The sequence below is a fragment of the 'Nostoc azollae' 0708 genome, from assembly GCF_000196515.1.
Classification (GTDB): Bacteria; Cyanobacteriota; Cyanobacteriia; order Cyanobacteriales; family Nostocaceae; genus Trichormus_B; species Trichormus_B azollae.
The window spans coordinates 1,676,002-1,688,798 of record NC_014248.1; the positions used below are offsets into that span (position 1 = coordinate 1,676,002).

The 12,797-nt window shown below is 37.8% G+C and carries 9 protein-coding genes and 3 pseudogenes; 6 read left to right on the forward strand and 6 right to left on the reverse strand.

Annotated elements, in window-relative coordinates; genetic code table 11:
• Positions 1–136 precede the first annotated feature (136 nt).
• The 3 genes from AAZO_RS07665 to rpmB all read right to left on the reverse strand — a co-directional run bounded on the left by AAZO_RS07665 (position 137) and on the right by rpmB (position 3,750).
• On the reverse strand, positions 137–1,525 hold the full coding sequence (locus tag AAZO_RS07665; protein ID WP_228371559.1) for a hypothetical protein: 1,389 nt from the start codon (positions 1,523–1,525) through the stop codon (positions 137–139).
• A gap of 657 nt (positions 1,526–2,182) precedes the next feature.
• Complete coding sequence (locus tag AAZO_RS07670) at positions 2,183–2,875, reverse strand: PEP-CTERM sorting domain-containing protein (RefSeq protein ID WP_013190800.1); 693 nt, start codon at positions 2,873–2,875, stop codon at positions 2,183–2,185.
• Positions 2,876–3,513: 638 nt separating this feature from the next.
• Complete coding sequence (gene rpmB, locus AAZO_RS07675) at positions 3,514–3,750, reverse strand: 50S ribosomal protein L28 (protein ID WP_013190801.1); 237 nt, start codon at positions 3,748–3,750, stop codon at positions 3,514–3,516.
• A gap of 812 nt (positions 3,751–4,562) precedes the next feature.
• Here rpmB and AAZO_RS42370 point away from each other — a divergent pair.
• Positions 4,563–4,763 (forward strand): alpha/beta hydrolase family protein, encoded by a 201-nt coding sequence (locus AAZO_RS42370; protein WP_338027081.1) that lies wholly within the window; start codon positions 4,563–4,565, stop codon positions 4,761–4,763.
• Positions 4,764–5,117: 354 nt separating this feature from the next.
• Here AAZO_RS42370 and AAZO_RS43490 read toward each other — a convergent pair.
• Positions 5,118–6,151 (reverse strand): annotated as a pseudogene (locus AAZO_RS43490) (J domain-containing protein).
• 194 nt (positions 6,152–6,345) lie between these two features.
• Between AAZO_RS43490 and AAZO_RS33510 the strand changes: the two are divergent.
• The gene (locus AAZO_RS33510) at positions 6,346–6,651 is read left to right on the forward strand and encodes a hypothetical protein (RefSeq protein ID WP_013190802.1); all 306 of its coding nucleotides are present in this window, start codon (positions 6,346–6,348) and stop codon (positions 6,649–6,651) included.
• A 34-nt stretch (positions 6,652–6,685) separates the two neighbouring features.
• Here the strand turns inward: AAZO_RS33510 and AAZO_RS07695 are convergent.
• A pseudogene (locus AAZO_RS07695) lies at positions 6,686–7,976 on the reverse strand (carotenoid oxygenase family protein).
• Between the two features lie 150 nt (positions 7,977–8,126).
• On the opposite strand from AAZO_RS07695, the pseudogene AAZO_RS07700 reads away from it, so the two are divergent.
• A pseudogene (locus AAZO_RS07700) lies at positions 8,127–8,762 on the forward strand (histidine phosphatase family protein).
• Positions 8,763–8,948: 186 nt separating this feature from the next.
• Positions 8,949–9,923, forward strand: a complete 975-nt coding sequence (era, locus tag AAZO_RS07705) for a GTPase Era (RefSeq protein WP_041639667.1) — start codon at positions 8,949–8,951, stop codon at positions 9,921–9,923.
• Between the two features lie 11 nt (positions 9,924–9,934).
• On the opposite strand, the gene AAZO_RS07710 is transcribed toward era, so the two are convergent.
• Positions 9,935–10,531 (reverse strand): DUF3611 family protein, encoded by a 597-nt coding sequence (locus tag AAZO_RS07710; RefSeq protein ID WP_013190804.1) that lies wholly within the window; start codon positions 10,529–10,531, stop codon positions 9,935–9,937.
• 238 nt (positions 10,532–10,769) lie between these two features.
• Here AAZO_RS07710 and AAZO_RS07715 point away from each other — a divergent pair, with 238 nt between their 5' ends.
• Positions 10,770–11,243, forward strand: coding sequence for a TspO/MBR family protein (locus AAZO_RS07715; protein ID WP_013190805.1), 474 nt, complete (start codon positions 10,770–10,772; stop codon positions 11,241–11,243).
• A gap of 1,197 nt (positions 11,244–12,440) precedes the next feature.
• Positions 12,441–12,779 carry a Mo-dependent nitrogenase C-terminal domain-containing protein gene (locus AAZO_RS07720; protein ID WP_013190807.1) on the forward strand — a complete coding sequence of 113 codons (339 nt, stop codon included), beginning with the start codon at positions 12,441–12,443 and terminating at the stop codon, positions 12,777–12,779.
• Positions 12,780–12,797 lie beyond the last annotated feature (18 nt).

Genomic DNA, 12,797 nt, shown 5'->3' on the forward strand with positions numbered 1-12,797 from the left:
TATCCCTTACAGGAGTTGGAGGCTCTAGAATATAGGGTTTGAGCGATTAATCTCAGATACTAGAGCCTCCGGAAAGCTGCGCTGCGCTACTTACCCTACGAGAAGCAAGCTACAGTATGCATTCTCAAACACCCTCTTAATTCACCACATTTCGTTTCCAAGACCTTATAGATTTAATTGAAAGTGGTAATTCACTACTATCTGGTTGGAGCCCAGTTAATTCACTCCAATTTGCTGATTGTCTAACAACTACGTTGTTAGAGTTAGAACCACAACCTGAATCATTACTCCACTGGTTTGCCCAAATAGAACCATTTATGCCCCCACTATTGCCTCCCCCTGCAACCCCGACTGTATAAGTAGGTGCTAAGATAAAAGCATCTAGCAGATGATTCCCATTTAGACATATTTCACCACCACTAGGTTTAGTGCCAAAAATTTGAAAATCGGTAGGTAGACAACCGCTAACACTACCACATTCATGATAAATATCAACGTTTTTACTTGTATTGCCAGATAAAAATATAACTACTTTTTTCCCTGGTGTAATTGTCAATGCTGTTGAACCCCCACTTCTGACTATATCAGTCGCTAAATATACATATCTTGATTGCCCGTTAAATGTTATAGGCAAATCAGGTGTATCACCAGTGAGCCGAGGGAGAGTGGTATCAGTATTTATTGTTCCCAAGGAAATAGTACCTGCAACCCGTGGAGTGACAGAATTATTTGCCGCTTCTGGCATTGTTGGGACTGATGGCATTCTCAAATTTGTATACATTGCCGAATACTGTGGAGTGCTCCTATCGATTTCGATATCTGAAAGGGTGACATTACAACTATTAACTAATACATTACCTTGGATTGTATTACCACCTGTACCACTATTAGTAGTAGAATCACCAATCCATACTCCAGGAATTGGAACACTATTAATACTAGGTAAGTTAACAGGAATAGCTACCTGTACCCTACTAATAGATTTATTAGCTTTGCTGTTAGCTGTTGAATTAGTTATTCTTCCCTCAATGGTTAATATGCCCATTGCCTGCAAAGTATCATCTCCAGAATCAGCAATTTTATAAGAAACCAGTTTATATTGTCCCTTGCTTGAGTCATTTGTATCAACCAGATTCCACTGGTTTGTGTCGGCATTTCCTTGTATTGTTGCTGTGGATGCTGAACTACCAGTACAAGGGCTGTCACTCATTCCGGGAATAGCTGAGGGATTTGACCAGCTTTTTTGAGATCCAGAATCAGGACAAGTACCAGAAGATGTACGATCTTGAGTACAATCCGGATATCTGGGCAGTAGCCGGTTAGAGTTGAGGAATGCTTGGTAATAGGAAACACCTTTTTCTGCGGCTGCCAGTGACCGCTCTGTTTCTTTTCGGGTTGACGCTAATATTTGATCTCCTTGAGATCTTATCGTCATGGTTAACGCCACTAAGATCATAATTAATCCCAGTGCTACAGCGATTACTATAGCAAATCCTGATTCTCCAGAGTGAAGAAGCAAAGCCATTTTTAATCTGGTGTTCATAATAATCTTGTTCAGGTTATTGTTAACTAGTTGATGACGAAGATATATAAATCAATGCCTAATTATTGCAGAAAACTCAGGTTATATTTTTATAGTGAATTCAATGGAGTTATTAGAAATGAATGATTGCTTGATCAGACATTCTATTCAAGTATTGAGGCAGCTTGAGTGATTGCAGGCTTGATTGAACTGTGATCAGAAGACAAAGTATGGAGTGTTGATTTATTTCTAAAATACCCTATTATATTGTTTGTTGCAGCTTTCAGCAATTTCACTAAATTTATGATGTTTGAGGAAAGACTGCATCATAAATTTTATTAAAAATTTTACCGTATTATGTCATCACCGTTAAATTAATCACAAAGAGTAAAATATTTTGGCTCTTGCGTTCTTTTTATGGTGATTGAGGAATAAGGCTTTCAAGGATTTTGAACCTGTTTTTCTATAAAAAGAACCGAAGAACCAATATTTTTTTGTTGTGATGATCATCTGTCCCTGAGACCAATGAATAATCGTGTACACATAAAAAACAGCAGAACGCAAATATCTGTGCTGCCGTTTTTCAGAGGAAAATGTCTTTCATTTTTCCACAATTTGATATTAACTATCCATTGGTCGTATTATCTTATTAATAAGCTGCTATGACAAGCTTACGCTTCTTTTGACAGCTTTAAATTGCTTGCGCTGGCAAGCCAAGAAGCCAGCAGTTGCTAATAAGCCAAACATAGCTGAAGGTTCGGGAACAGAACGGATACCAGCTACCAAACCAAGGGCAGGTGTTGTTCCATAATTCGTCGATATGTTGTCTAATTTAATCAACATTTCACTGACGTAATCGCCCAAAGCGATGCCAAAATCATTGAAGTCCAAAGTAGCTACGTTGATGCTACGCACTGGATTATCTGTAAAATCGCCAGTCTCATAGGTTTGATAATCGAAAGTCTGTCCGTTGATCTCGACTGAAAAGCTATCAGGAAGACCAAGTTCAAATAAAGCCAAGTCATCTCCTACAGAGTTTAATATTGGATTGCTGAAACCCAATCTCACATAAGCACCAGGAGTCGTCGATGCAAATACAGTAGTAGCAACATTGCCATCAAGGATTGCGCTTTCTACGGAGTTTCCATTTGAGGTCACATTTGCAGAATTTAGTAAAATATCTGCTAACGCGTTAGTTTCTACTTCTACTCCTCCTATTAATACTACTGCACTTGCAGGTTTAGCGAAAGCACCAAATCCCAGCATAATGATGTTACTTACCGCTAGACCTGTACTCAAGGAGCGTAAAGCTTTTTGAGAGAATAATTGACCTAACTTCTTTAATGTACTCATCTAAATCATTCCTAATTCTATAATTGGGTTGTTTCTGCTTGATTGATATGTTGTGATGTAAGTATGCAATGAGCAGTACCAGTATTATCATAAACACTAATCAATAAGCTGGTGCATCAGTACAAGTACCAGAAAAATGCACTTTTGTACGAGTATAAAGAATAAAAATTCCACTTATGTAAACATCGTCATAATTAGGGCTAAACTTCATGAAATCTTTACAGGAAGAAGCCTCCTTACTGCGTTAGGAAAAATATTCAGGCTTAAATTAATGCTGACTTTGAAACCTCCAATTTGTTTGGATTACTTATAGAAGCTGTATAATTACATTCTGTCCAGCTCTTTTAAGACACGGTTGTTACAATATATTTTTTTTTTAAGATAACTGAAAATACATCTTTGGATAGATGTAATATGCTTTTATATGTGCTTGTAATTTACTTACACAACTGTCACAATCAAGTCTCTTGTAGGGTGCCTCAGATGTCGAAAATTTATTGAAATTAACCAATTTAATAAGTCTGACGCACCCTACTAATATGTCAGTTGCGTAAGTCCTGGTGCATTATCTTGAATCATGAATTTAACTGTGAGTAGAGGGAGTATACAATCAGACTCCCTCTTGAAATTAGCTGAATTTAGTAATGATTCAGATTGATGCCTGCTTCTCTAGCCATTGCTTCCAAACCTTTGGTTTCCAAGGTTTTGATAGCTTTTGTGGAAAGTTTTAGTCTTACCCAGCGATTACCACCTGCCCACCAAACTCGCTTGCTTTGCAGATTAGCGTGTTGTAAACGCTTGGTGCGACGGTGGGAGTGAGAAACAGCCATTGCATTATTGGCTTTTTTACCGGTGAGTTCACAACGACGGGACATTATTAGTTATCTCCAAAAGTCTATATCATACAACTTTTCCATTGTATAGGCATAAAAGCCTTGGTGATGGTCATTGGATTTTGGGTTTTGGACGTTCGGGAGCCTCGATCGAACGATTTTGGATTGATTCCACAGATAAATTTGGGGGCTTGTACTTGTACCATCAAAGAATTATTATATCGCTTGGAGTTAAACAATGTTGATCAATATTGAATATTGCCAGGTAAAAGTGCGAAATGCCGGGTAAAAGTGCGGTATGCTTCATACGTTGATTAAGCAAAGCCCAACTTTTCATGTCAATTATAGATAAACAGCGTCTAAAAAAACTGCTCATCAATCATATTACTTAGCACTGGATGCTAAAATCAGTGGTTTTCATCTATATCTTATTTGGGGCATAAGTATATCTCCGTGCAGATAGCATGATTTTTCTGCCCCAACCATCCAGCTATCAAGACACTAAAGACACCCTCCAGCTGGACAACAAGGAAAATCAGCAATTTTCCGCTGTTTATTTGCAAAGTTCTACACCTAAGTACAGTCTTCCGAATATTCACGGAAATTCGCAAGACTTGGGCGATATTCAGGAAATGTTAAAATAACTACAGAATTTCGGTTTTAGCGTTTTTGCTTACGATTATCGTGGTTATGGTAGGAGTCAGGGAATACCTAGACAAAAGTATGCTTATGAAGATATTGATACGGCTTATAATTAGTTAATTAAAAACTTAAATATTAAACCGGACTAGATTATAGTTTATGGGCGTTCAGTTGGGGGTGCTTCCGCAGTAGATTTAGCATCTCGAAAACCGATGGCTGGTTTAACTATTGAAAGTGCGTTTACTTCAGCTTTTGGCGTAGTTGTACCTTTTCAGATTTTACCTTTTGATAAATTTAATAACTTGGATAAGATGATCCAAAAAGTAAAATGTCCTGTTTTAGTGATACACGGTAAATTAGATGATATTATCCCTTTTAACCATAGTGAACATTTGTTGGCGGCTATAAATTGACCTAAGCTTTCTCTGTGGGTGGAGGATGCAGATCATAATGATCTGTCTTCTGTTGCAGGAGAAAAATATGGAAAAACTTTGCGAGAGTTTGCTGATTTAGTGTTGTAAAATTAGAGGATATCTGAAAAGTTGGCATTTGAGTACAAGGATACCTGAAAAGTATGCGAAAGGTATGTATATTGTGTATACAGAAGTCCTACCTGTCTTAGTTTCAGCTTATTTAGCCACCTAAATCCCCAATAGGAGGATTGAGAAAATTCTTGTCATCCCAGAATTGACGGGTTCGGAAGTGGTTCGGTTTAGATAGCGTTGGTTTTTGTCAACCCAACCTACATCTATAGCTTAGTGTATTTTTTAAAAAATCATTACAGTCCCAAATTCATCCATCATTTCTTCTCTGATGGAGCGCAACCTGGGTGGACCTGAGAGAAAGTCCTTGATGGTAATTTTTTGTTCTATGAAATCCTTGATAAAATCATGAATATCAGCAATGATATTAACCTGAGATTTTAGTTATTTCAACATTATACTAGTATAATCAATGCCTTGTTTGGCAGCTTTGCGAGAATCAGAAACCATTGCACATTCGGAAGTATTTTTAGCTAAACGTAGTTCCTGGGTTAATTTTTTATATTGAGTTTTGAGGATTTCATTTTGTTTTTCTAGATGTATACATCTGCGAGTTACATAATCTTCACTAGTATTATCAATAGTTTCTCCTAACTGATGCTGTCGCTCGATTTCTAAAAGTCTTGCTAAATCTCCTTCTTGATAGGCCCTATTTATTTATTTCATGATTTCTGCATGAGACTTATGGGTTTCACTATCTTGTACTTTATCTGGATGAAAGACTTCTGCTAATTTCAAAAATGTCTGGCGAATTTTTCTATAATCCCCTGTTCTACTAGCAGAAGTAGATTGTATTTCCTGTTGTGAGTCCCAATATTGATGACGGTTTATATTGGTTTCATTTCCCTCTACTTCTGGCTTCTCAAATAGTTCGTCTAGTTCTGGATGTTCCTAATCATCTTCTTCATGAGCAGATTTCGGACTAATTATTCCTGTCATTTGTAGGGTCAAGTAAAGTGATTCTATACTTTTTTTGTTTGTTTGCGAAATTTCGTAGTAGTGAGAATTTCATTGAAAACAGCATGATTTTCTTGATCTAGGTCTGCAATTTTCTTAAAACTGGGAGTGGCTTTCTGAAATATTCCTGTAGCTAACGAACGCATTTGTTCGACGAATTCATTTAACTCTGTTCGCTTTCTCTTAGTTTGTTTGATGAGTGAGTGGTGTTCTTTTTCTAGGGACGATAATATATGCATTTCAGAAAGTGCTAGTGTTGTGCTTGAGGATGTTGGTAATGCAGACTTGATTTTTTTAGGCATGACAAAGGTCAGTAAGTTTAAGGTTTACAAGATATTAGTAAGTAGACAGGTGTAATTATTATGATTTAGTAAATTTATATTTTTACTTTACTATTCTTTGAGTAGGTATTTATGTTAAATAACTTTAATCTATCTAATGGTCTATTTCATATCTTGGAGTGTAATAATTCAGGACTCAGGAGTCAGGAGTCAGAATGTTTGAGAAATTCGTTAATTATCAAATAGGTATTTTTGCCGTTAGGCTGAATAGGATTTATGCACCCTACAAGAGACTATTTCATATCTTGGAGTGTCAGGAGTCAGGAGTCAGGAGTCAGGAGTCAGGAGTCAGGAGTCAGGAGTCAGGAGTCAGGAGTCAGGAGTCAGGAGTCAGGAGTCAGGAGTCAGGAGTCAGGAGTCAGGAGTCAGGAGTCAGAATGTTCGAGAAATTGATTAATTTGTGGATGGGCATTGCCCACCCTACTTTATTGAGAATTGTGCAAGATTTAAGTATTCGATGAATTAGATAGTATTGCTCAATTGTACTTCTGATATCTAAGTACCGTGGAAACCATAGGGTACTCTTTCGGGAATAATTACTCGTCCAATAGCTTCACTAGTAACATCTTGAGCATTTATAACTACTAATTCAGAAGTTTCTAAGTTTTGATTATAAACAAAGGTGATCAGCCAGCCATCATCTTCTGTTGTTGCACCAAAACGAGGCCCAAACACGGCTTCACCTCCGTAACGCCGTTGTTGAAATTCATGGGTTTGGGATTTGCCACTGATCAAGTTATACTTAATTATGCTGTCAAATAATGGCAGAGAATCTTTGGCCATTTTAGCTGCGCAGGCGTATTGGGTTTTTCTTCCCAGCAGGTTTTCTTTAATACGGGGAAATTCCCCTGGTACCTCGTCTAACATTTCTTGTGTTACTGTACCTGTGCTGAGGTTAAATCGCCAAAGATGTAATAGGGGAATATCTACTGTGGGCTCTGTTGATGACCCACTCTTTAATACGCTAGTGGAACCCATCTGACAAGCAATAAGTATTACTTCTTCTCCTTATTCGTAGGCGTTAAGGGTGTGGAAGACTTAGCAGCAAGGACTTTCAAAGGAACGGATATTGCTGTTTTCTCCATGACGTGGGATAATACCAAAACGACTGGGGCGATCATTCTCAAACATCATCATCGGTTCTTCCCGTTACATCTTTTCTGGGCTGAATGTCAGGGGTAAATCCATGAAAATGGTGTAATTCTCAGTAATGGCAAAATCATGCATCATTACAGCCATTGGTATTTCAATAGGTACGGTTCGCAATAATTCACCTTGGGGGAAAACTATACCATATTCTAGGTACGGTGGTGCAAAAAAGTAGCCAAAGAACATCATTTCCCCGGTAATAGGATGGGCAGTAAAACGGGAAGTCAGTTTGTTGTTAAAGCTGTATTCACCAATAGTTTCTAATTCAGGAAGTCTTAATATTGTGGGGCGCTCCTCCTTCCCACAGTTCTAAAAATTGTCCGGCGTGCCATACTAAGGCAGTATTGGCGGTGTTTTTCCCTGATCCGTATGGGTTGTCAGTGTGAGGTAGTTATAAAATTCCACTCCAAACAGCTTTCCCTCTTTCGTATTCAATATTCCAGCCTCTAGTGCGGACATAACGGTTGCGATAGGTGGCTTGACCGTTGTTAATTTCAACGCCATGTAACATTCCATCACCATCAAAGCAGTGATACTGAGCAATGGGTGAATGTTGGGGGTTCGTTCCATTGCGGACAAACATCCTAGAAAGGTCGGGGGGTAGTTCACCGATGACTTTGAGGGCTCCTGTAGTCATTTATTGGCAAACAGGGGAAAAGTTGCCATCAAGATATGGATTTACTGTGGTTTTTATCATTGTTATTGTTGAGTTTTATGATGGTACTTTCTTTAATTAATATAGCCATACCAGATTCTCTACCTAGATCCCCGAATAGGAAAATAGAAAATGAGGTTAACTCTTTACCTACTCCGTCATGGAGAAACAGAATGCAGTCGTAATCATGCCTTTTGCGGTGCCGACTCAGAATTGACTCCTGAAGGTGTAGAAATGGTAAATGCTTTTGCTGCTGCATACAGTTCTACCTCTTGGTAAGCAATTTTTTCTAGTCCTATGCGACGAACTATGGAAACAGCAAAACACATATCTAAGGCTATAGGAATACAACCAGAATTGTTAGATGGTTGAAGGGAAATTAACTATGGTCAATGGGAAGGAAAAACTCGAGAAGTGATTAGCCGTCAATATCATGATGATTATATCTGGTGGTCAGCCGACCCTGCTTGGTATGCGCCCAATGGCGGAGAATTAGCAGTAACAATTGCTTCTCTAGCTATGCAGGTAATTGAAGAAATTAAGTATCTTCATAGCAGCCGTAATGTTTTAGTTGTAAGCCATACAGCAACTATTAGAATGATTCTCTGTAGTTTGCTAGGAATTGATATGGGACGTTTTCCTTATCTTTGGGAGTGTCCAGTTGGTTCTGTAAGTATTATTGAATTTACTGAACATGGTCCCATATTGCAAACTTTAGCAGATCGGACTTATTTAAATGTGAGATTGCGAAATTTACCAGGAACTTAAGTTTAGTAATCAGTTATGAACAATAAGCTGGATTTTTTAGAGAAGTAAGTGGGTTATGTGAAGTTTTTGAATGATGAATTCCCAATTTCGTGTTGGGTGATTGCTGATCTTATTTTGAAGAACATAAGAAAATATATTCAGTAATAGATTAAACTAAATAATGAGAATTTATCCGAATTGTAAAATATGAAGGTGGAGTCCAAGGTGAGTAGTAGTGATAATTATAGCTTCTCGTTTTCAGGAGAAGTAACAATTCCCCAAGCTCCTCCTGAGTTTAAATCTGGTTTTATCGGCATTATTGGTCGTCCCAATGTAGGTAAATCCACTCTGATGAATCAATTAGTAGGACAAAAAATTGCTATTACATCACCTATAGCTCAAACTACTAGAAATCGGTTACGGGGTATTTTAACTACAGATAAAGCTCAGTTAATTTTTGTTGATACACCAGGAATTCATCAACCTCATCATCAATTAGGAGAAGTCCTGGTAAAAAATGCCAAAATCGCAATTGAGTCGGTAGATGTTGTATTATTTGTAGTTGATGGAACAGCGGCTTGTGGTGGAGGTGATCGCTTTATTACTGAGTTACTCAGTCGTAGTCAAACAGCAGTAATATTGGGGATTAACAAAATTGACGAACAACCAGCAGATGCTGAGAAACTGGATGATAGTTATATTCAGTTGGCGAAGGAACATCAATGGGAAACTATCAAATTTTCTGCTAAGACTGCTTTAGGATTAGTGGAAGCGCAAGAATTATTAATTGAACATTTAGAACCTGGGCCTTTCTATTATCCACCAGATCTAGTTACAGACCAGCCAGAACAGTTTATTATGGGGGAATTAATTCGGGAACAGATTTTATTGTTAACCCGTGAAGAAGTACCTCATTCAGTGGCGATCGCAATTGATTTAGTAGAAGAAACCCCAAGCATTACCCGTGTACTCGCAACTATCCACGTCGAGAGAGACTCCCAAAAGGGGATTTTGATTGGTAAAGGTGGGACAATGCTGAAAGCTATTGGTAGTAAAGCTCGTGAACAAATACAAAAACTGATTGCTGGTAAAGTTTACCTAGAATTATTTGTGAAAGTGCAACCCAAATGGCGACATTCACGAGTGAGGTTAGCAGAATTAGGGTATCGAGTAGAAGAATAAATAATTACAAATTAATGGTGATTGACTTTTTCTAATAACCACAGAGAAGCCACAGTACTCAAAAAGTGAGCTGCAATACTATTAATATTTGCAACTTCCACAAATACATCCATAGCACGAATAATCCTATAAGGGTCAGTAATTGCCACTCCTGGGGGTTGGGAGACAGATTTGGCTACTAACACACCTACCGTCGCACCTGCACCCAAGATGCTGATTAAAATCCCCACTAAACTCACCATTATTCCCAGTCGCATAGCTCTAACGGTTTCTGCCTTACTGGGATGTAAAGTTATATTGGGGTTTGCTAGGCGTTTACCGAGGCGTGTGTAACGAAAATTCCAATAAACACTAAATAACAGCACTACAATTCCGCACACACCCCAAAATATGCCAACTCCTAGACCTGTATTTTGTTGTTGAGCAAAATCACGACCAGTAGCAGCAAACAACAACGCCAAGCCGCTGACTATTAATAGTACCAATTGCACCCATACAGTTATCCAGCCAGTAAAACTAATAGTTTTAGCGATATCTTGTAGCTTGGGTGCAAGCGATGGCTGATCATGGTGATGCGATGGCACTTCCGATTCAGTGTGCATATTCATGACTGATTACTTGTTATATCCCCCTCTTGCAAACCTTAGTTCCATCAAGTGACTATATACACCCACCTCCAGACATAATTACCACCAAATATTAAGGCATAAGATAGAACTTGGAAATAGGAAAAGAATAATAACCTCTTCCCACGCTTCAATTACTAATACATACAATTAACACGTTGTTTACTGATAGAATTACTGTGTTCTTCTTCAAGAAGGTCAGCACCAAGGATAGGAAACTATGATTAAATCTTGGATGGTAATTGGAAGTGTGGCTTCCTTAGTAGCCTTTGCAAGTACCCGGATTACACCTAGCGATCGCCAGTGGTTCAGGCACTTACAAAGACCCAGATGGCTGACTTTTGAAGGCGCAATTCCGTTAATCTGGACAGTAATCTTTATTTGTGGCGCTTGGTCAGCTTATATGATCTGGGAACACAATCCTGGTAGTGATACAACCTGGTTAATGATGGGTTTATACCTGCTGCTAGAAATATTTACCATTGCTTACACACCCGTCATGTTTAGGTTACGTAGTCTCAAAGTAGGTACAATTCTTGGTGGTACAGGTTTTATCATCTGTCTTTTAGTCACTTTCGCAGTTTTATCTGTTTCTATTTGGGCAGCATTATTGCTAGTTCCTTATTTATTGTGGAGTCTCATTGGCACATATACAACTTGGGAAATGATTCACATCAATCGGCAAAATGTTTGACTGAATAATTACATGATTTCTGGTTTTATGAAGTACGTGCTTATTTTGAAAAAGAAACAGATCCTGTGAACATTTAGATCAGGATTCAATTTGAGAGTCGAGGAATACTGTTAATTCGAGATATTGAACTATTACAAGCTCCTGTAAAAATCAAATAAGAATTACAGCAGATTGCAGATCAATGATTTACAGAATCTAATTTGAAACCTAGACAGCAAGAGCATTTTAAGCTGTTAAGCAGCTAAATTTAATATTTAGTAGCCTAGAGTCCTTGTAGCACGCCTTTTGGGGAGAAAAGTAAATGCGTAACAGCTTACTACTGACTCCTCATTCCTGCTGTAAGTCGCTATTTTTACTGGTAAAGGATATTAATAGGAAATATTAAGGAATAAATGAATCAAGGTCTACCTAAGTTCGCAAAAATAAAATAGGATTCCATCATATCCGTGAAGACAGGAAAGAGGGGCTAGGAAATATATCTGTTCATATCATATAAGTAGATGGGCGGAAAAATTTATAACTATGTATGTCATGGTGAATGCAGCAAAGCTGAATCGAGCAATCCCAAGGGTTTCAAGTAATTTACATCTTGTTACATGGTTATGTTGATTTGTATCTAGCTAATTACCATTTAGAAATGCAATAATTGATATTGAGTTTTGATCAGCTAATTTTACAGTCGATTAGTTTATTCTTATCAGATGCTGCCTTGCTACCAGTGAGTAAGGATTCAGGTTGGCCTATGTAACTTATATAACATTCTTGTCTATATTCTTCAGTTCTAAAATTGACTGTGCAAATGGCTAAATATTTGTCAAACCTGATTTTTGTTTAATCTCAGCTACATTTTAATTTGCACAGCTACAGTCTGTAGCACCGAGTACTTTTCTCACCAAGCTTTTGGGATTGATATATGGGATCGCAATATTCGATATCAGTAATTAATAAGTTAAGGTAATACCATTTTTATTATTTCTTTGTTATTTTGTATATAACGGGACAGTTCTTCAACATCCGGTGAGTTTAAATAGCAATTAGTTGAAGGATATCTCTGCTGATTCCATGTAAGATATCTAAGTCAGAATTGTCTTCACTATAATTACCAAGACAACGCAGATTTATGCAATAAATTGCATGGACAACAGTTAAATAAATTTGCAAAATTTCATCCATCTAAAGACAACAGGATTTAGAACTATGATCACCACAAATAGTCAACCTATTATTCTCCCTACTTTAATTAGCCCCATTGGAGAACATCATCAGACAAGTAATCAATCTGATTTACTACAACCACTCCGTCAATGGTTAGATGAAATTGAAATTCACAACCGTAAACTCGCTAAATTTATAGCTAAACTGATTCCTGCTCAATGTCCCTTTGAACGTGATATAATGTTCTTAGGTCGGAAAGTAGCTCACATTCCTCCAATGTGTAAGCTCAATCCACTGTATGATCAACTAGTTGGCTTGCGTTTTCGGGCATTGTGTTATTTAGTAGATCAATGTGGAGAGGATATCCAATCCTACTGCTAAAAGCAACTAGATTCAATA